This is a genomic window from Palleronia rufa, assembly GCF_000743715.1.
Lineage (GTDB): Bacteria > Pseudomonadota > Alphaproteobacteria > Rhodobacterales > Rhodobacteraceae > Palleronia > Palleronia rufa.
Map to the genome: position 1 here is coordinate 23443 of NZ_JQEY01000020.1, position 17975 is coordinate 41417.

A 17975-nucleotide genomic window follows, 5' to 3' on the forward strand; every position below is an offset into this window, starting at 1 on the left:
GCAGTGCCGGGGCCACTGGCGCCGCGCGGCGGACTGGCCTAGATCTCTGCGGACCCGGACGAACGGAGGCGGACCATGGCCGAGGCGGACGATCTGATCGAGACCGACGACGACGCCTACGCGCTCGACCGCGATACCATGCGCCTGGTGAGAGAGGCGCTCGAGGCCGAGGACCGCGATTCGCTGATCGCGGCGATGGAGCCGCTTCACCCCGCCGACATCGCCGACCTTCTGGAGCAGCTCGACGAAGGCCCGCGTCACAAGTTCATCGCCGTCTACGGACACGCCTTCGACGGCGAGATCCTGTCAGAACTCGACGAGTCGATCCGTGAAGACGTGATCGCCGCCCTGTCGCCCGCGGTGCTGACCGACGCGGTCCGCGAGCTCGAATCCGACGATGTGGTGGACCTGCTCGAAACGCTGGAGGAACCCCAGCAAGGTGTGATCCTGGACGCGCTGGAGCGTCCCGACCGGATCGCCATCGAGCGCGCCATGGGGTTCCCGGACGGCTCCGCCGGCCGCCTCATGCAGCGAGAGGTCGTGACCGCGCCCGAGCACTGGACGGTGGGCGACGCCATCGACTTCATGCGCGCCAGCCTGGATCTGCCCGAACAGTTCTATCACATCGTCCTGGTCGATCCGCGCTACCGGCCCATCGGCCACGTGACCCTGGGCAAGGTCATGTCGTCGGACCGGGTGACGCCGCTGGCCGACATCCGCGAAGACTCCTATCGCACCATCCCCGCGACCCAGGACGAAGAGGACGTGGCCTATGCGTTCAACCAGTATCACCTGATCTCGGCCCCCGTTGTCGATGAGGACGGGCGGCTGGTCGGCGTCATCACCATCGACGACGCCATGACCGTGCTCTCCGAAGAAAACGAGGAGGACCTGCTGCTTCTGGCCGGTGTCGGTGACGAAAGCATCGCCGACCGGACCATTCAGATCGTCCGGCAACGGTTCCCCTGGCTGCTTGTAAACCTTGCCACCGCGATCCTGGCGAGCCTGGTGATCGCCCAGTTCGAGGATGTGCTCGCCGCCGTGGTGGCGCTGGCGGTGCTCATGCCCATCGTGGCCTCCATGGGCGGGAACGCCGGTACCCAGTCCATGACCGTCGCCGTGCGCGCGATCGCCACGCGCGACCTGACCGGTTCGAACGCCTGGCGGATCGTGCGGCGCGAGACCGCGGCGGGGTTCCTGAACGGCGCCGGATTCGCCGTCATCATCGGACTTGTCAGCATGGTCTGGTTCGGCAACGCCATGCTGGGCGTTGTCATCGCCATGGCCATGGTCATCAACCTGGTGGTCGCCGGATTGGCGGGCGTGCTGGTGCCCATCGCGATGGACAAGTTCGGCGTCGACCCCGCCCTGGCCTCCGGGACCTTCGTGACCACGGTGACCGATGTGGTCGGGTTCTTCGCGTTCCTGGGCCTTGCCGCGGTTGTGCTGCTGTGAGCGATGCGAAGGCGGCGGCCCGGCGCATGGCGCTGGCGGCACGCAAGGCCGCCCATGCGGGAGCCGGACCCGAAGATGCCCGCGTTCTTGAGCGTGTGCTTGCCGATCACGCGGGTTCCGTCCTGGCCGGCTACCTGCCGATCCGGACCGAAATCGACCCGCGCCGCGCGATGGCGGCCCATTCCGCCGCCGGTCCGGTGGGGGTTCCGGTGATCGAGGGGCCGCGCCGCCCGCTGTCATTTCGGCGCTGGACACCGGATGCGGTACTTACGGACGGACCGTTCGGCGTCCAGATCCCGACCGAAGGCGAAATGATCGTGCCGGCGGTGCTGATCGTGCCGCTGCTCGCCTTTGATCGGGGCGGCGGGCGGCTGGGCTACGGCGGCGGGTTCTACGACCGCACCCTGGCCCAACTGCGCCGGGCCGGGCCGGTCCTGGCTATCGGCTATGCCTTTGCGGCGCAGGAGGTTGATCAGGTGCCCCTCGATGACACTGACGAACGCCTGGATCTGATCGTCACGGACACCGGCGTGATCCGCCGCGCGACCGGCTGAACGGCTAGGGCCGGGGCAGGCGCTCGTTCCCGCGGTCGCGGATCTGCGACCTGGTGCCATCCGGATTGGTGCCGTAGCGCTCTCCGCCGCGCGCCTGGCTCATGGCGGAGTTGCCGTCGTCGCGATATCCGTGTCCCAGAGACGCGCGGTCGCCGACCCTCTCTGCCCCGGGTCCGGACGTTGTGCTTCTGAAAAATCCGACGGGGGCTTGCGGGGCCGTGTTCCGCAACGCCATGTCGCCCGAACCGACCGTGTCGTCCGATTGCGGCGCCCTGACCTCGAATGTGACCGGCACCCGGATGGCGCCGTCGAAGACCAGGACTGCGTTGACCGATGCCCCCGATTTCATTTGGCCACGCATGCCGGTGAACACCATATGCGGCCCCCCGGGTTCGAAACGGGCGGTCGCGCCCGGATAGATCACCGCAGCCCGCCGCGGCTCGCTGCGCGTCACCCCGTCCGCGACGACGCTCTCATGGATCCGCACGGCGTAATCGGATTCGACGCCTGTCAGCCGGATCGGGTCATCGCCGCGATTTGTCACGCTCAGGTATCCCGCAGAGGCCCGTGCGGCGGGTGCCGGCTCAAGGATCGCGGACCCCGACACCGTGATGTCGGAGGCTCCGCTGCCGGCCAGGGACGGCTGGGCGGCGACGGCGAGGAGTACGATCAGGAACCGGTGCATGGAGTCTCCTTCCCGGTGGTAGGAAAGGTATTCAACGGTTCGTAGACAAGTTTAGTTGCTTGTCGCGGAGTATTTGTCGCCATAGGCAGTGCGGATGAGACTGTTGTTCTTGGGTGACGTCATGGGACGGTCCGGCCGCGGCGCCATCGCCGCGCGGCTTCCGGCGTTGCGGCAGGAGCTTGGCGTGGAATTCTGCGTCGTGAACGGTGAGAACGCGACCAGCGGCGCGGGGCTGTCGCCGGCCCACGCGCGCGAACTGCTGGCATCGGGGGCAGATGCCGTGACCCTGGGCGACCATGCCTTTGACCAGAAGGATATGCTGCGCTTTTGTGACGAAGAGCCGCGCATCGTGCGGCCGTTGAACTTCTCCAAGGCCGCTCCGGGGCGCGGCGCGCGGGTGTTCGAGACCGTGCGCGGCCGCCGCGTGCTGGTGGCGCAGGTGCTGGGGCAGGTGTTCATGAAACGCCCCTTCGACGACCCGTTCTCGGCCGTCGAACCCGTCCTGAAGAGCGCTCCGCTGGGCGGTGCCGTGCAGGCGATCGTGGTCGATGTGCACGCCGAAGCGACGTCCGAGAAGATGGCCATGGGGCATTTCTGCGACGGGCGCGCCAGCGTGGTGGTGGGCACCCATACCCATGTTCCGACAGCGGATGCCATGATCCTGTCCGGCGGCACGGCCTATCAGACGGATGCGGGGATGTGCGGCGACTACGACAGCGTGATCGGGATGGACAAGGAGGAGCCGCTTCGCCGGTTTCTGACCGGCATGCCCCGGGGCCGGTTCGAGCCGGCGCGCGGAGAAGCCACACTTTCGGGCCTGCTGGTGGAGACCGACGACACCACCGGGCGCGCGCTGAACGTGCGCATGATCCGCCAGGGCGGATGTCTGACCCCGTCCTGACGTCGCGGCGCAACCCCGGCCCGGATCCAGCGACGGGGTATGCCGCACGGCCAACGCGCTTGCATGGCCGGGAACACCCGGTAAGGTCGCGCGGATCGGCCCGCAACCTGGACCTTCCGCAATGATTGCGACCGCGCTCGACCCCGCCGCCGCCGCCATCCTGAGCTTCGTCATCGTCGTGGCGATGTTCGTGCTCTTCGCGCGGGAGACCTATCCGACGGAAGTGGTCGCCCTTTCGGGTGCGGCGGTCATGTTCGCGACCGGCCTGCTGCCCTATGAGGCGGCGCTGGAGCAGCTGTCGAACCCCGCCCCCTGGACCATCGCGGCGATGTTTCTCATCATGGGCGGCCTGGTGCGCACCGGCGCGTTGCAGTGGCTGACGGAAGTCGCGGACCAGAGGGCCGAGACGCGCCCGCTGGTGACGCTGGTGGTCGCGCTGGGGGCCGTGGCCATCGGGTCCGCCTTCATGAACAACACGCCCGTGGTGGTGGTGATGATCCCGGTGTTCGTGCAGCTGGCCAAGCGGCTGGGGGTGTCTCCGTCGAAGGTCCTGATCCCGCTGTCCTACGCCGCGATCCTCGGCGGGACGCTGACGCTGATCGGCACCTCGACCAACCTGCTGGTGGACGGCGTCGCGCGGGCCCAGGGCCTGGCGCCGTTCTCGATCTTCGAGATCATGCCGCTTGGGCTGGTTCAGGTCGCCATGGGCGGCGCCTATCTGGCGATCGTGGGCCGGCGGCTCCTGCCCGAGCGTGCCTCGCTCAGCTCGATGCTGTCGGACCGGCGCAAGATGAAGTATTTCACCGAAGTCGCGATCCCGGAGGGCTCTTCTCTCGTGGGAGAGCCGGTCATGGAGGTCGAGGCCTTCAAGCGTGAGGGCGGGCGGGTCATCGACGTGCTGCGGGGCGACGCCTCGCTGCGCCGCGATCTTGGCCCGGTGGTGCTGGAGACCGGCGACCGCGTAGTGCTGCGCACCGAGATGTCGGAGCTTTTGAGCCTCAAGGAGAACAAGGACCTTCAGGGTGTGGACCGGCTGTCCTCTGTCGAGACGGAGACTGTGGAGGTTCTGATTTCACCGGGGTGCCGGATGATCGGGCGCTCTCTGGGCGCGATGCGCCTGCGGCGGCGCTACGGCGTCTATCCGCTGGCAGTGCACCGCCGGAACCAGAATATCGGGCGGCAGCTTGACGAGGTCGTGGTGCGGGTCGGCGACACCCTTTTGCTGGAAGGGACCCATGGCGACATAGAACGGCTGGCGACGGACATGGACCTGGTGGACATCGCGCGTCCGACCGCCCAGGCCTACCGCCGGTCCAAGGCGCCCGTGGCCATCGGGGCGCTGGGCGGGGTCGTGGTGCTTTCGGCCATGGGGGTCGCGCCGATCCTGGGCCTTGCCGTCGTGGCGGTGGCGCTGATCCTGCTGGCGCGCTGCATCGACGCGGATGAGGCGTTCTCCTTCGTCGAAGGGCGTCTTCTGGCGCTGATCTTCGCCATGCTGGCGGTGGGGGCGGGGTTGCAGTCCTCTGGCGCGGTCACGCTTCTCGTCGGGTGGCTGTCGCCGCATCTGGGGCAGCTGCCCCCCGTGGCGCTGGTGCTGGTGATCTATCTCATCGCATCGACGCTGACGGAAATGGTGTCTAACAACGCCGTCGGCGTGATCCTGACCCCCATCGCCATCGAGATCGGCACGTCGCTCGGCCATGACCCGCGGCCGCTGGTGGTCGCGGTGATGTTCGCGGCCTCTTCGGCCTTTTCGACACCGATCGGGTACCAGACGAACATGCTGGTCTATGGTCCCGGCGGCTATCGTTTCACGGATTACATGAAGGTGGGCATCCCGATGAACCTGCTCCTGGCCTGCTCGGCAAGCGTGACGATCCCGTTGATCTGGCCGCTATGAGGGGGGCGGTCCTCATGTTGGCGGTTCTGGCCGCATGCGGCGCGCGGACCGGACCGGACGCCCCGTCCGCGCCGCGCGGCGATGTGCGCGCGGCCCAGGTCACGCTCTACCGCGACACGGTGACGGCGCGGATGTCGGACGGCGCTCTTTGCGCGGCCGTACGAGAGGGCCGCACCGGGCCATGGGCCGCGCCGTTCCGGGGCTGCCCCCATGCCTGGCCGGTGGATGTGATCCGGCCTACCGCGCAAGCCCGCGTGCCGCTGACGGCGGTGGCGGCGGACCCGTGGGTGACGCTGGGCGGTCCGTCCGGTGTGCAGGGGTTCGGTCCGCGGCGCTGAATGCGGACGCGGGAATCGGGCCGAAGCGGGCTTGAAGCACCCCCTCCGGGCGGCGTATATGCCGCTCCATCAACCGACATCGGAGGTGACCCATGGCCGGCCATTCGAAATGGGCGAATATCCAGCATCGCAAGGGGCGGCAGGACGCGGCCCGGTCCAAGCTGTTTTCCAAGCTGGCGAAGGAAATCACCGTCGCCGCCAAGATGGGCGACCCCGACCCCGACAAGAACCCGCGGCTGCGGCTCGCGGTCAAGGAGGCCAAGTCCCAGTCCGTCCCCAAGGATGTGATCGACCGCGCGATCAAGAAGTCCCAGGGCGGCGACGCGGAAAACTACGAAGAGATCCGCTATGAGGGCTACGGCCCCAACGGCGTGGCGGTGATCGTCGAGGCCATGACCGACAACCGCAACCGCACCGCCTCGACCGTGCGTTCGACCTTCTCCAAGAACGGCGGCAACCTGGGTGAGACCGGATCGGTGAGCTTCATGTTCGACCGCAAGGGCCAGGTGATCTATCCCGCCGAGGCCGGCGATGCGGACACGGTGATGATGGCCGCCATCGAGGCGGGCGCCGAGGATGTGGAGAGTTCGGAAGACAGTCACGTGGTGTGGTGCGCGGACTCCGATCTGAACGACGTGGCCGGCAAGCTGGAAGAGCTGCTGGGAGAGTCGGATACCACCAAGCTGGTCTGGCGCCCGCAGACCACGACAGAAATGGACCTGGAGGGGATGCAGAAGCTGATGAAGCTGATGGACGCCCTCGACGACGATGACGACGTGCAGAACGTCACGGCGAATTTCGAGACCTCGGACGAGGTGATGGACCAGCTCTGACGCCACCTTCGCGCTGGACGGATCGTCGGGCTTTCCCGGCGGCCCGAGGGGGTGCAGAACGGTGGAGGCGTGGCGTCCGGTCAATGGGTTGCGACGGCACGGTGGCAATCTGTGCGGCCCGGACCGGGCAGGCGGTGCGCGCCGGCGTGGCAGTTCCGTGCGGACCGTCGCGTTCTATTTCCGGTCGGCTTCGGCTGGCATGTGCGCCGGGGCTATTTCAACTGGCTGTCCTTGGAGCCGCGGCGGTTGATGCCGCCGCGCGGTGCAGTGCGGCTGTCGCGCTCTGACTGGCAGTCGATGCAGAGTTGCACGCCGGGGATCGCGGCGCGGCGCTTTTCGGGGATCGGCTCATCGCATTCGGCGCAATGGGTACGCGACGGGCGCGAGGCGCCGCGGCTTCCCGCTTGCATCCGTGCAAGCTCATCGGCGATCGACGCCTCTATCTGCTCGTTCACCGCGCCGTCGCGCGACCATCCTCCGGCCATGGTGTCCTCCGTCGCTGACGCATTTGAACATCGGACCTCAGCGCGGTGCTTGCAAGTCCGGCCCGCGGTCCGGAACGGGTTTTCACCTGCGGTGGGGCGGCGTATGGCTGGCGCCATGTCATCCATCCTGCCCGGGTTTCTGCTGGGCCTCTCCCTCATCCTGGCGATCGGTGCGCAGAATGCCTTTGTCCTGCGCCAGGGATTGCGCCGCGCCCATGTGCTGGCGGTGGTGCTGACCTGTGCGCTGTCGGACGCCGTCCTCATCGCCGCCGGGGTGGCGGGCTTCGGCTGGGCGGTGGAGGCCGCACCCTGGATCCAGCCGGCGTTCACCTGGGGCGGCGTGGCGTTCCTGCTGGCCTACGGGGCGCTGTCGATCCGCCGCGCGTGGACCGTCGACGACGGGCTCTTGGCGGCCGCCGACGGAGCGGGAAGCCTGCGCGGCGCGGTGACGACCTGCCTTGCGCTGACCTGGCTCAATCCGCATGTCTATCTGGACACGGTCGTGCTGCTGGGCTCCGTGGCGACCACGGTCCAGCGGCCGGCCCTGTTCGGTCTGGGCGCGGTCACGGCCTCTTTCGTGTTCTTCTTCGCGCTTGGCTACGGCGCGCGGCTGCTGGCGCCGCTCTTCGCCCGGCCCATGGCCTGGCGCGTGCTCGACGGGGGCGTCGGGGTGGTGATGTGGGCGCTGGCGCTGAAGCTGGCGGTATCGGCATGAGCGGACGCGTATCGGACCGGCCGCTGGCCGGCGTCGTCTGGATGCTGGTGACCGGCGTGATGTTCGTCGCTGTGACCGCGACGGTGAAACATCTGGGCGATCGCGTGCCCCCCGCCGAAGCCGCCTTTCTGCGTTACCTGTTGGGGCTGGTGTTCCTGGTGCCGATGGTCCGCCAGATCCGCGCCACGCGCTTTACCCGGCGGCGGACGGCCTTGTTCGCCGGACGCGGGATGCTCCACGCCGTGGGGGTGATCCTGTGGTTCTATGCGATGACCCAGATCCCGCTGGCCGAGGTGACGGCGCTGAATTACCTCTCTCCCGTCTACGTCAGCCTGGGCGCCGCGATCTTTCTGGGCGAGCGGTTCTCATGGCCGCGCGGTATCGCCATCGTCTGCGCCCTCATTGGCGTGCTGCTGATCGTGCGGCCGGGATTTCGGGAGGTCAGCCCCGGCCATCTGGCGATGATGGGCACGGCGGTGCTTTTCGCCGGATCCTATCTGATCGCCAAGGTCATGACGGATGAGGTCTCACCGGCCACGGTCGTGGCCATGCTGTCGGTCTGGACGACGCTGGGGCTGGCGCCTTTCGCCGTATCGGTCTGGGTCTGGCCCAGCCCGTCGGAGCTGGGCTGGCTCTTCATGGTGGCGACCTTCGCCACGGTCGGCCATTTCACCATGACGCTGGCCTTTCAGGCGGCACCGATCAGCGTCACGCAGCCGGTCACCTTCCTGCAGCTGGTCTGGGCGACGCTTTTGGGCTGGGCGGTCTTCGGCGAGGGCGTGGATGGATTCGTGCTGTCGGGCGGTGCGATCATCATCGGGTCGGTGGTGGCGATCTCCATCCGCGAGGCCCGCAAGAAGGTGCGCACCCCGCCGGTGGCGCCCTGAGCTATTCCGCGCAGACCGACACGAGCGATTCGTAGCGGCGCACGATCCAGCCCGGCGCGTCCTGCGGGATGGCTTCGTCGATGGTGGATTCGGACCGTGCGAACACATTCGCGGTCCGGCTGTTGTCCACGGCGGCGATGCTTTCGGTGACGCCGATCCGTTCGTAGACCACGAAGGCCACCGCGATCAGCACGATCCCGCGCAGCACACCGAAGGCGAAGCCCAGCCCGCGGTCGATCGGCCCGAGCGCGGAGTCCTGCACCACACCAGACAGCACCGGCGTGAAGATCGACACGATGACCAGCATCACCGCAAAGACCGCGCCGAAAGCGAAGATGATCGACAGCTCGCAACTGTCCGCAAGATAGCTGTCGAGGACCGGAATTTCCTTGACCAGCGGCTGTGCGGCGGGCGCCAGCGCAAATGCCGCCACCGCGGCCACGATCCAGCCAAGGATCGCCATGCCCTCTCGCACGATGCCGCGCGAATAGGCCAGGATGGCCGAGACCACAAGGATCAGCGCGGCGATCCCGTCGATGATGGTGAAGCCGTCCATGCGCGTTCCTTTACCCGGCACCGAAGATGTCGCCCACCAGGGCCGCCAGATCGGAATAGTGGCGCATCGCCATACCCTCCGATGACGGCGCCTTGGACTGGGCCGGCGCAATGGCGGTGGAGAAACCAAGTTTGGCCGCCTCTTTCAACCTGTTTTCCGTCTGGCCGGCGGGGCGCAGCTGTCCCGACAGGCTGATTTCGCCGAAGACGACGCTCTGGGCGGGCAGGGCGATGTCCTCGCGCGCCGACAGAAGCGCTGCGGCAACGGCCAGGTCGGCGGCGGGTTCGCGCACGCGCAGGCCCCCCGCCACGTTGAGATAGACGTCGAGTCCGGAGAACGGGATCGCGCAGCGGGCTTCCAGTACGGCCAGGATCATCGCCAGCCGCCCGCCGTCCCAGCCCACGGTCTGGCGGCGGGGCTGGGAATGGGGCGTGGGTGCGACAAGGGCCTGGAACTCGCACAGCACGGGGCGCGACCCCTCGATCCCGGCAAAGACCGCGGCGCCCGGCTGCGGCGTTTCCCGGTCGCCCAGAAACAGGGCCGAGGGGTTGGCGACCTCCGCCAGCCCGCCGCCGGTCATTTCGAAAACGCCGATCTCATCCGCGGGGCCGAAACGGTTCTTGACCGCGCGCAGGATGCGGAACTGATGGCCGCGCTCGCCTTCGAAATAGAGCACCGTATCGACCATGTGCTCGACCACGCGGGGGCCGGCGATCTGGCCCTCCTTGGTGACATGGCCCACCAGCACCACCGCGATGCCGTGGCGTTTGGCGAATGTGGTCAGCTCATGGGCGGCGGCGCGGACCTGGGCGACGGAGCCGGGCGCGCTGTCCACCCCATCCGACCACATGGTCTGGATCGAGTCGATGATCGCCAGTTGCGGCTTTTCCGCCTCCAGCGTGGTCAGGATCTCACGCAGATTGGTTTCCGCGGCAAGCCGGACCTGCGCCTGACCCAGGCCAAGCCGCTGGGCGCGCATGCGGATCTGGGCAGAGGCCTCCTCACCCGACACGTAGATGCAGCCCAGGCCCTGGGTGGCGAAGCTGGCGGCGGCCTGGAGGAGCAGCGTCGACTTGCCGATGCCGGGATCGCCCCCGACCAGCACGGCGGAGGCCGGGACCAGCCCGCCGCCCAGCACGCGGTCAAGCTCGGCGATGCCGGATGTGGTGCGCGGCGGCGGCGGCTCGTCGCGAGACAGATCCGTCAGCGCCATGCCGCGCCCGCGCTTCGTCCCCAGGGATTTCGACGGCGGACCGGCGCTGAGCGGGGTCTCTTCCACGATGGAATTCCACGCGCCGCAGGCGTCGCAGCGGCCGGACCACTTCGAGTGCGCCGCGCCGCAGGACTGGCAGACGAAAGACGGAAGCTTGGCCATGGCGCCCTAATGCCCGCAGGTCGCCCGGCGGGCAAGCGGACTTATTCGGCCGCCGTGGCGCGGGGCAGAGAAATGATGGCGCCATCGTGCCGGGGCCGGGAAAAGCCCAGGTCGGCCAGCAGATCCCCGAACTCTTCCTCCAGGGCGCGGAGCCGGATGTCGTTGTCGCGTTCGGCGGTTTCGATCGCCGCGATGCGGTCGCGCAGCTCGGCGCTGACGGCGACGGCCTTCCGGATCCGCCCTTCGAAGAGCGCGATCTCTTCCTCCCGATGGCTGAGGAAACCGCGTGCCCGGGCCACGTTCTCATCCGAATAGGTCTGGGCGAGATCGCGGGAGGTAAAGGACATCTGCGCTGCGATTTCCAGGATCTCCGGCTCTGCGGCGCGAAGGTCCGGATGCCGGCGCAGATGCATGATCCGTTCCTTCACCGCGTCGAACTCCGCGCCAAGGCCGAAGGCGCCGGCCCGGTCCGCGGTATGGGCGGCGTGGTAGGCGTCCGCCACGTCGGACATGCAGACGGAGAAATCCCGGTGGCTGCGCTCCAGCCGCAGGACCCGCAGACCCGACGGCAGGGCGGCGGCGATGCAAAGCAACAGCAGGACGACTCCGATCTGCACGACCATTCCGGCCTGGGGCAAAACGGTGTCCCCGAACTGCAACGGCAGGGTCAGGAAGGGCAGCAGACCCAGCGCGGCCGCGACGGTCGCCCCGGTCAGCGCCAGCCCGGCGCCGGTCAGAAGCGCCATCGACGCGGTCTGGGCATAGGCCGCGATGTCGTTCCGGCGGCTGTAGCTATCAGGTTGAGCCATGGTTTCGATCCCCTTTGAACCACCATAAGCGAGAAATCGCTCAAGGCGAAAAGAAATCTTGACCTTTTTGGTTCCGCAAGGATGGCGCTTACGAGGGGGGATGGCCCAACCGGGCGGGGTCGCCCGTCCAAAGGGGCTAGAGCTCCTGCCGCCGGTAGCGCGAACCCAGAGAGGTCAGAATCTCGTATCCGATGGTTCCGGCCGCATCGGCCAGGTCGTCCACGCTCTGGAACGGGCCCAGGATGTCCAGCCAGTCGGGCACGCCCTCCAGATGGCTGACGTCCACGGTCAGCAGGTCCATGGACACCCGGCCGACCAGCGGGCAGGGCGTGTCGCCGTGAAACAGCACCGCGTCGGTGCCCATCCGCCGGATCAGCCCGTCCGCATAGCCTGCCGCCAGGGTCGCCACGCGCGCGGGCTCGTCTGCCATCCAGGCGCCGCCGTAGCCCACCGTCTCGCCTGGCGCGATGTCGCGGACCTGGATCACGGGAACCGACAGGCGCACTACGGTCCGCGCCTCCGCGAACGGCAGGCCGCCGTAAACCCCGATGCCGGGTCGGGTCACGTCGAAATGAAAGTCCGGCCCCAGCAGGATCCCGCCTGTGGCCGACAGGGACAAAGGTGCGTCGATGCCGCCCGCCATCTCCCGGAAGGCGTCAAGCTGGCGGGCGTTCATCGGATCGTCCGGATCGTCGGCACAGGCAAGGTGACTCATCACCAGCGCGGGGCGTTCGGCCAGGACGATCCGGCGGATCGCCGCCCAGTCGGCGGGCTCCAGCCCCAGGCGGTTCATGCCCGAGTCGAGCTGCACGCCGAAGGGATGGCCGGGCAGGGCATCGAAATGGCGGGTGCATTGCTCTATGGAATTGAGCATCGGGATCAGCCCCGCGCCCCTTAGCAAGTCCGCGTCGCCGGGCATATGGCCCGAAAAGACGTGGATCGGGACGTCCGGCCCCACGGCCTGGCGCAGGGCGGGCCCCTCTTCGGCCACGGCGACGAAGAAACGCCGCGCGCCGGCGGCGTGCAGCGTGCGCGCGACCCGCGCCACGCCAAGGCCGTAGCCGTCGGCCTTGACCACGGCGCCGGTCTCGCAGGCGGGGGACGACATGGCGTCGAGCGCGCGCCAGTTCGCGGCGAGCGCGTCGAGATCGATCGTCAGCGTCGCGGTTCCCATGGACCGTTCGTCCACCGTCTGCATCCGGGGGTCAAGCCGGATCGGGGGCGTCGCCCCGGCAGGATCGTCACGTCCGCGCGCCCGCGCAAGGCGGCCAGGCGACTTTCCAGATCGCCCGCGTGAAGCTCCAGCTTGTGCCCGTCGGGATCGCGCACATAGAGCGACGGACCCTCCGAGCGGTTCTCCTTCCAGACGGGCGCCGCGCCGCGGACGCGGTCCGCATACCCGCCGAACGCCTCTGGGGATACGGCCAGCGCCAGATGGCTGTCGTCGCGCCGGTCGGAGACCCATGCCGCGACCTCAAGGCACAGCCAGAGCGTGCCCAATTCCAGATAGGCGCCGCGCGGCCAATGCGCCCGGAGGCGCGCGCCCAGCGTGTCGGTGTAGAATTTCACGGAACGGTCCAGATCGGTGACCGCCAGGGTGACGTGGCCGATCCCGGTGACGGCCATCAGAACTCCCGGTCCGATCCCTTCTGCCAAGGTTGGACAAGGTTGCCGAAGCGGGTGAACTTGCCCTCGAAACTCAAGTCCACCGCGCCGATTGGACCGTGGCGCTGCTTGCCGATGATGACCTCCGCCTTGCCGTGCAGATGCTCCATCTCTTGCTGCCAGGTCGCCATCTTCTCCAGCTCATGCTCGCCGGGCTTCTCGCGCTCCTTGTAGTACTCCTCACGGAACACGAACATTACCACGTCGGCATCCTGCTCGATGGAGCCGGATTCGCGCAGGTCCGACAGTTGCGGGCGCTTGTCTTCGCGGTTCTCGACCTGCCGCGACAGCTGCGACAGGGCAAGCACCGGAATGTCGAGCTCCTTGGCGATGGCCTTGAGGCCCTGGGAGATTTCCGAGATCTCGTTGACGCGGTTCTCGTTCCGTCCGGTGCCCTTGACGAGTTGCAGGTAGTCCACCACCAGCACGTCCAGCCCGTGTTCACGCTTGAGGCGCCTGGCGCGCGCGGCCAGCTGGCTGATCGCCAGGGCCGGCGTGTCGTCGATGAAGATCGGGCAGGATTCCAGCGATTTGGCCGCATCGACGAAGCGGCGGAACTCGGATTCGTTCATGTCGCCGCGGCGGATCTGGTCGGACGGGATCTCGGACGCTTCGGACAGGATCCGTGCGGCAAGCTGTTCCGCCGACATCTCCAGGGAGTAGAATCCCACCACGCCGCCTTCCACCGCGCCCTCCTTGCCGTTGGGCAGCGGCCCCGCCCGGAAGGCCTTGGCGATGTTGAAGGCGATGTTGGTGGCCAGCGACGTCTTGCCCATGGACGGCCGCCCGGCCAGGATCAGCAGGTCCGAACGGTGCAGCCCGCCCAGCTTCTTGTCCAGATCGACCAGCCCGGTGGAGACCCCGGCCAGCTGGCCGTCGCGCTTGTAGGCGGCGTTGGCCACGTTCACCGCGTCGGTCACCGCGCTCAGAAAGGTCTGGAAGCCCTGGTTGACCTGCCCCGCCTCGGCCAGCTTGTAGAGATGCTGCTCGGCCTCGGAGATCTGGTCCTTCGGCTCGGACGTCACCTCTACCTTGGCGGCCTTGGCGGCGATGTTGCGCCCCAGGTCGATCAACTGCCGCCGGATCGACATGTCGTAGATCATCCGCGCGTAGTCCCGCGCGGCATAGGAGGAGATGGCGGACCCCGCCAGCCGGACGAGGTAGGCAGCCCCGCCCAGTTCCTTGAGACCGGCGTGGTCCTCCAGGAACGATTTCAGCGTGACCGGGGACGCCAGTGCGTTGGCGGCGATTCGCGCGGTCGCGACCTCAAAGATGTCGGCATGGACCGGATCGTAGAAATGGTCGCGGGTGATGATGCTGGCCACGGCGTCGAAGACGTCGTTGTTGGTCAGGATCGCGCCCAGAAGCTGCTGCTCGGCTTCGATATTGTGGGGCAGCGGGTCGGTATCCGCGCCGTCGGGTGTCGCCGGTATGGTGGAAATCTTGTTCATTCGCTCTGCCCCTTCATCCGCCGTGCGGCCCCTGATGAACCTTGGGGATACAGCCAGCCGGCGGTTTGCGTCAAAGTGGAAAACCCCGAACGCGGAATACCGCCACAGGCCAGATCATGCGGCAAGTGGTGGCCGGAGCGCAAGATGTGGGCGGTACGCCACGCGCCTCCACAGCCCGCCTGTGGAGTGTCCGTGGATGCCGCTCAATCGGTCCGGCGGGCGTCCTGCCAGGCGCGGGGCGCGGTGAGGAACGCCTCGACCCCCTCCAGCGTCGCGGAGTCGAACGCCGCGCGCTCGCGCGCCACGGCCATCACGTCCCACCAGGTGCAGAGATGGTGCAGCGTCACGCCATGGGCGCCCAGCGTGGTCTCGATCTCCGGAAAGATGCCGTAGGAAAAGATCACCGCCGTATGCGCGCAGCTCGCCCCCGTCTCGCGGATCGCGTCCACGAAGGACAGCTTCGACCCGCCGTCGGTGGTCAGGTCCTCGACCAGCAGGACTCGGTCGCCCTCTGCCATCACGCCCTCGATCCGCGCGTTGCGCCCGTAGCCCTTGGGCTTCTTGCGCACATAGGTCATGGGCAGGGCCAGACGCTCGGCCACCAGTGCCGCGAAGGGGATCCCCGCCGTCTCGCCGCCCGCGATGGTGTCGAATGCCTCGAAGCCTGCGTCGCGCATCACGGTGACGGCCATGAAATCCATCAGCGCGGCGCGAACCCTTGGATAGGAGATCAGCCTGCGGCAGTCGATATAGGTGGGCGACGGCAGACCGCTGGCCAGGGTGAAGGGCGCATCCGGGCGAAAGTCCACCGCCCCGACCTCCAGCAGCATCCCCGCCGACAGGCGCGCGATCTCCGTGCGGTCGGGGAACGCGGACGGGATCATCAGCCGCGCCCGCCGGGAGAGCGGTCCACCGGGTTGCGATAGGTCATCCGCCGGAGCGATCCGGTCTTGGAGCGCATCAGGATCGTCTCCGTGGTCAGATACCCAGGCTCGCGCTTGATGCCCGGCAGGATCGAGCCGTCGGTGACACCCGTCGCGGCAAAGATCACGTCTCCGGTCACCAGGTCGTCGCGGGTGTAGACCCGGTCGAAATTGGCGATGCCCGCCTTTCTGGCGCGGCCCTTCTCGTCGTCGTTGCGGAACACCAGCTTGCCGAACATCTGACCGCCCATGCATTTCAGCGCCGCGGCGGCCAGAACGCCCTCCGGCGCGCCGCCGGATCCCATGTACATGTCGATCCCGGTCCGGCCAGCATCGGCGCAGTGGATGACACCGGCCACGTCGCCATCCGTGATCAGCCGGATCGCGCAGCCGGTGGTCCTGAGTTCCGCGATCATGTCCTCGTGGCGGGGTCGCTCCAGCACGCAGACGGTGATGTCGTGGGTGGACACCCCCTTGGCCGCGGCCAGGGCCGACACGCGCTCTGCGGGGCTCATGTCCATCGTGACAACGCCGGGGCGGAAGCCCGGACCGATGGCGAGCTTTTCCATATAGACGTCCGGCGCATGCAGCATCGAGCCGCGCCCGCCCATGGCGATGACGGTCAGCGCATTGGGCATGTCCTTGGCGGTCAGGGTCGTGCCCTCCAGCGGGTCGAGCGCGATGTCCACCTCGGGGCCGTTCTGGGTGCCGACCTCCTCGCCGATGTAGAGCATCGGCGCCTCGTCGCGTTCCCCCTCACCGATGACCACGGTGCCGGCGATGTCGAGCCTGTTGAGCTGTTCGCGCATGGCGTTGACGGCGGCCTGGTCGGCGGCCTTCTCGTCGCCGCGCCCGATCCAGTGCGCCGAGGCGAGCGCCGCGGCCTCCGACACGCGGGCCAGGCCCAGGGAAAGCATCCGGTCGTTGAAATCCTTGTCGGCCATGGGGCCCCCTCGTGGTGACGTGGTTTGCGCCGGTCTAGCCCGCCCGTCGGCCGGCGCACAAGGCGTGGTGGCGCTGACAGCACGCGGGAACCGGCGGTCAGTCGGCGATTTCCTCGATCCTGAGGGCGACGGGATCGCCCACCAGCACACCCGTCCCGGCCATCGCCTCTACCGCGCGGTCGAGCGCGGGGCGCGACGCGCGGTGGGTGACGACCAGGACCGGCGCGGTCCCGGTCGCGTGGTCGTACTGGCGCATCCTGTCGATGGAGATCCCTTCGTCGCCCAGGCAGGCCGCGATCTTGGCCAATGCGCCGGGTTTGTCCTGCAGATCCATGCGCAGGTAGTAGGGCGACGGGGTTCCGGCGCTGGCCCGCGTCGCCGTTTTCAGCGATGCCGCCGGCTGGCCGAAGGTCGACAGCCGCATCCCCCGCGCGATGTCCACGATGTCGGACAGGACCGCGCTGGCCGTCGGGCCCTGTCCCGCGCCGGCGCCACGCAACACGATGCGCCCCACGGCGTCGCCTTCCAGCAGCACCATGTTCGTCGCCCCGTCGAGCTGTCCCAGCGGAGAGCCGGCAGGCACCAGGCAGGGCGACATGCGCATGTCGAGCCCGCGCCCGGTCATCTGCGCCACGCCCAGAAGCTTGACCCTAAACCCCATGTCGCCGGCGCGGCGGATATCCTCGATCGAGACCCGTTCGATCCCCTCCAGCGCCACGCCCCCGAAATCGACGCGGGTGCCGTAGGCGATGGCCGCCAGCAGCGCCAGCTTGTGTCCGGCGTCGATGCCGCCGACGTCGAGCGTCGGGTCGGCCTCCAGATAACCCAGCGATTTCGCCTCGGCGAAGACGGTGTCGTAGGGCAGTCCGGCGCTGTCCATCCGGGTGAGGATGTAGTTGCAGGTGCCGTTCATGACGCCCATCACCCGTTCGATCCGGTTGCCGGCCAGCCCTTCGGTCAGCGCCTTGACGCACGGGATGCCGCCGGCCACGGCGGCCTCGAACCGCAGGACCACGCCCCTGGCCTCTGCCGCCTCCGCCAGGTCCTGGCCGTGCAGCGCCAGCATCGCCTTGTTCGCGGTCACCACGTCCTTGCCATGGGCGATGGCGGCTTCGACCAGGTCTTTTGCCGGGCCTGCATCGCCGCCGACCAGCTCCACCACCACGTCCACATCGTCGCGCGCCGCCAGCGCCACCGGATCGTCCTCCCACCCGTAGCCGGACAGATCGACGCCGCGATCCCGGTCGCGGCGTCGGGCGGAGACGGCCGCGATCTCGATGGCGCGGCCCGCCCGCGCGGCCAGCAGACCGGCGCGGCCCTGCACGATGCGGACCACGCCGGTGCCCACGGTTCCAAGACCGGCAAGGCCGAGGCGGAGGGGTCGGGACATGGGATCGGCTCCTGGCAGGTCGGGACGCGCGAGGGCTTAGCCGGTTTCCCGCCGGGATCATAGACCGCGCGTCCGCCTGGGCCGAACGCCCGGTGCGGACGCGCGCGCC

At 68.4% G+C, this 17975-nt stretch carries 18 protein-coding genes and 1 pseudogene; 8 read left to right on the forward strand and 11 right to left on the reverse strand.

All coding sequences use genetic code 11. The features are described 5' to 3' along the window. The first annotated feature begins 75 nt into the window (after positions 1 to 75). Both mgtE and KW83_RS17135 read left to right on the forward strand, forming a co-directional pair. A complete protein-coding gene (gene mgtE / locus KW83_RS17130) occupies positions 76 to 1455 on the forward strand; it encodes a magnesium transporter (protein ID WP_036181392.1) in 1380 nt (459 codons plus the stop codon). Further along, a complete protein-coding gene (locus KW83_RS17135) occupies positions 1452 to 2009 on the forward strand; it encodes a 5-formyltetrahydrofolate cyclo-ligase (protein ID WP_036181393.1) in 558 nt (185 codons plus the stop codon). Before mgtE ends, KW83_RS17135 begins: the two co-directional genes overlap by 4 nt. Before the next feature lie 4 nt (positions 2010 to 2013). Here KW83_RS17135 and KW83_RS19385 read toward each other — a convergent pair whose 3' ends face one another. Further along, the gene (locus KW83_RS19385) at positions 2014 to 2694 is read right to left on the reverse strand and encodes a copper chaperone PCu(A)C (RefSeq protein WP_051928621.1); all 681 of its coding nucleotides are present in this window, start codon (positions 2692 to 2694) and stop codon (positions 2014 to 2016) included. A 94-nt stretch (positions 2695 to 2788) separates the two neighbouring features. On the opposite strand from KW83_RS19385, the gene KW83_RS17145 reads away from it, so the two are divergent. From KW83_RS17145 to KW83_RS17160, 4 genes are all read left to right on the forward strand, one after another. Continuing rightward, positions 2789 to 3595 carry a TIGR00282 family metallophosphoesterase gene (locus KW83_RS17145; RefSeq protein ID WP_036181395.1) on the forward strand — a complete coding sequence of 269 codons (807 nt, stop codon included), beginning with the start codon at positions 2789 to 2791 and terminating at the stop codon, positions 3593 to 3595. Positions 3596 to 3716: 121 nt separating this feature from the next. Beyond that, complete coding sequence (locus KW83_RS17150) at positions 3717 to 5495, forward strand: SLC13 family permease (RefSeq protein WP_036181398.1); 1779 nt, start codon at positions 3717 to 3719, stop codon at positions 5493 to 5495. A 14-nt stretch (positions 5496 to 5509) separates the two neighbouring features. Further along, entirely contained in the window at positions 5510 to 5833 is a 324-nt protein-coding gene (locus KW83_RS19390; protein ID WP_051928622.1) for a hypothetical protein, read from the forward strand. A gap of 92 nt (positions 5834 to 5925) precedes the next feature. Next, the gene (locus tag KW83_RS17160; protein ID WP_036181401.1) at positions 5926 to 6666 is read left to right on the forward strand and encodes a YebC/PmpR family DNA-binding transcriptional regulator; all 741 of its coding nucleotides are present in this window, start codon (positions 5926 to 5928) and stop codon (positions 6664 to 6666) included. Positions 6667 to 6878: 212 nt separating this feature from the next. Here the strand turns inward: KW83_RS17160 and KW83_RS17165 are convergent, their stop codons facing one another. Further along, positions 6879 to 7151: a DksA/TraR family C4-type zinc finger protein gene (locus tag KW83_RS17165; RefSeq protein WP_036181403.1), complete on the reverse strand. Its 273-nt coding sequence runs from the start codon at positions 7149 to 7151 to the stop codon at positions 6879 to 6881. Between the two features lie 115 nt (positions 7152 to 7266). On the opposite strand from KW83_RS17165, the gene KW83_RS17170 reads away from it, so the two are divergent. Together KW83_RS17170 and KW83_RS17175 are read left to right on the forward strand one after the other, a co-directional pair. Next, positions 7267 to 7866: a LysE/ArgO family amino acid transporter gene (locus KW83_RS17170; RefSeq protein ID WP_036181449.1), complete on the forward strand. Its 600-nt coding sequence runs from the start codon at positions 7267 to 7269 to the stop codon at positions 7864 to 7866. After that, the gene (locus KW83_RS17175) at positions 7863 to 8753 is read left to right on the forward strand and encodes a DMT family transporter (protein WP_036181405.1); all 891 of its coding nucleotides are present in this window, start codon (positions 7863 to 7865) and stop codon (positions 8751 to 8753) included. Before KW83_RS17170 ends, KW83_RS17175 begins: the two co-directional genes overlap by 4 nt. A 1-nt stretch (position 8754) precedes the next feature. Here KW83_RS17175 and KW83_RS17180 read toward each other — a convergent pair whose 3' ends face one another. The 9 genes and pseudogenes from KW83_RS17180 to KW83_RS17220 all read right to left on the reverse strand — a co-directional run bounded on the left by KW83_RS17180 (position 8755) and on the right by KW83_RS17220 (position 17866). Continuing rightward, positions 8755 to 9309 carry a CvpA family protein gene (locus tag KW83_RS17180; RefSeq protein WP_036181407.1) on the reverse strand — a complete coding sequence of 185 codons (555 nt, stop codon included), beginning with the start codon at positions 9307 to 9309 and terminating at the stop codon, positions 8755 to 8757. 10 nt (positions 9310 to 9319) lie between these two features. Continuing rightward, positions 9320 to 10684, reverse strand: a complete 1365-nt coding sequence (radA, locus tag KW83_RS17185) for a DNA repair protein RadA (protein WP_036181409.1) — start codon at positions 10682 to 10684, stop codon at positions 9320 to 9322. Between the two features lie 41 nt (positions 10685 to 10725). After that, on the reverse strand, positions 10726 to 11493 hold the full coding sequence (locus tag KW83_RS17190) for a hypothetical protein (protein WP_051928623.1): 768 nt from the start codon (positions 11491 to 11493) through the stop codon (positions 10726 to 10728). 136 nt (positions 11494 to 11629) lie between these two features. Continuing rightward, positions 11630 to 12667 (reverse strand): alanine racemase, encoded by a 1038-nt coding sequence (gene alr, locus KW83_RS17195; RefSeq protein ID WP_036181411.1) that lies wholly within the window; start codon positions 12665 to 12667, stop codon positions 11630 to 11632. Between the two features lie 83 nt (positions 12668 to 12750). Continuing rightward, a pseudogene (locus KW83_RS17200) lies at positions 12751 to 13119 on the reverse strand (VOC family protein); the annotation flags it as partial. Further along, positions 13119 to 14609, reverse strand: a complete 1491-nt coding sequence (locus tag KW83_RS17205) for a replicative DNA helicase (protein ID WP_036181413.1) — start codon at positions 14607 to 14609, stop codon at positions 13119 to 13121. The pseudogene KW83_RS17200 and the gene KW83_RS17205, both read right to left, overlap by 1 nt. Positions 14610 to 14812: 203 nt before the next feature. After that, positions 14813 to 15493 carry an orotate phosphoribosyltransferase gene (locus KW83_RS17210; protein ID WP_036181415.1) on the reverse strand — a complete coding sequence of 227 codons (681 nt, stop codon included), beginning with the start codon at positions 15491 to 15493 and terminating at the stop codon, positions 14813 to 14815. Further along, positions 15493 to 16476 carry a class II fructose-bisphosphatase gene (gene glpX / locus KW83_RS17215; RefSeq protein WP_036181417.1) on the reverse strand — a complete coding sequence of 328 codons (984 nt, stop codon included), beginning with the start codon at positions 16474 to 16476 and terminating at the stop codon, positions 15493 to 15495. The genes KW83_RS17210 and glpX overlap by 1 nt, the downstream gene beginning before the upstream one ends. A gap of 97 nt (positions 16477 to 16573) precedes the next feature. Next, entirely contained in the window at positions 16574 to 17866 is a 1293-nt protein-coding gene (locus tag KW83_RS17220; protein ID WP_036181418.1) for a homoserine dehydrogenase, read from the reverse strand. Between the last annotated feature and the right edge of the window lie 109 nt (positions 17867 to 17975).

Bases quoted from the DNA above. Each gene is read 5' to 3' on its own strand.
- mgtE (WP_036181392.1), top strand. From the start codon at position 76: ATGGCCGAGGCGGACGATCTGATCGAGACCGACGACGACGCCTACGCG.
- KW83_RS19385 (WP_051928621.1), bottom strand. From the start codon at position 2,694: ATGCACCGGTTCCTGATCGTACTCCTCGCCGTCGCCGCCCAGCCGTCC.
- KW83_RS17145 (WP_036181395.1), top strand. From the start codon at position 2,789: ATGAGACTGTTGTTCTTGGGTGACGTCATGGGACGGTCCGGCCGCGGC.
- KW83_RS17150 (WP_036181398.1), top strand. From the start codon at position 3,717: ATGATTGCGACCGCGCTCGACCCCGCCGCCGCCGCCATCCTGAGCTTC.
- KW83_RS19390 (WP_051928622.1), top strand. From the start codon at position 5,510: ATGTTGGCGGTTCTGGCCGCATGCGGCGCGCGGACCGGACCGGACGCC.
- KW83_RS17160 (WP_036181401.1), top strand. From the start codon at position 5,926: ATGGCCGGCCATTCGAAATGGGCGAATATCCAGCATCGCAAGGGGCGG.
- KW83_RS17165 (WP_036181403.1), bottom strand. From the start codon at position 7,151: ATGGCCGGAGGATGGTCGCGCGACGGCGCGGTGAACGAGCAGATAGAG.
- KW83_RS17170 (WP_036181449.1), top strand. From the start codon at position 7,267: ATGTCATCCATCCTGCCCGGGTTTCTGCTGGGCCTCTCCCTCATCCTG.
- KW83_RS17175 (WP_036181405.1), top strand. From the start codon at position 7,863: ATGAGCGGACGCGTATCGGACCGGCCGCTGGCCGGCGTCGTCTGGATG.
- KW83_RS17180 (WP_036181407.1), bottom strand. From the start codon at position 9,309: ATGGACGGCTTCACCATCATCGACGGGATCGCCGCGCTGATCCTTGTG.
- radA (WP_036181409.1), bottom strand. From the start codon at position 10,684: ATGGCCAAGCTTCCGTCTTTCGTCTGCCAGTCCTGCGGCGCGGCGCAC.
- KW83_RS17190 (WP_051928623.1), bottom strand. From the start codon at position 11,493: ATGGCTCAACCTGATAGCTACAGCCGCCGGAACGACATCGCGGCCTAT.
- alr (WP_036181411.1), bottom strand. From the start codon at position 12,667: ATGGGAACCGCGACGCTGACGATCGATCTCGACGCGCTCGCCGCGAAC.
- KW83_RS17205 (WP_036181413.1), bottom strand. From the start codon at position 14,609: ATGAACAAGATTTCCACCATACCGGCGACACCCGACGGCGCGGATACC.
- KW83_RS17210 (WP_036181415.1), bottom strand. From the start codon at position 15,493: ATGATCCCGTCCGCGTTCCCCGACCGCACGGAGATCGCGCGCCTGTCG.
- glpX (WP_036181417.1), bottom strand. From the start codon at position 16,476: ATGGCCGACAAGGATTTCAACGACCGGATGCTTTCCCTGGGCCTGGCC.
- KW83_RS17220 (WP_036181418.1), bottom strand. From the start codon at position 17,866: ATGTCCCGACCCCTCCGCCTCGGCCTTGCCGGTCTTGGAACCGTGGGC.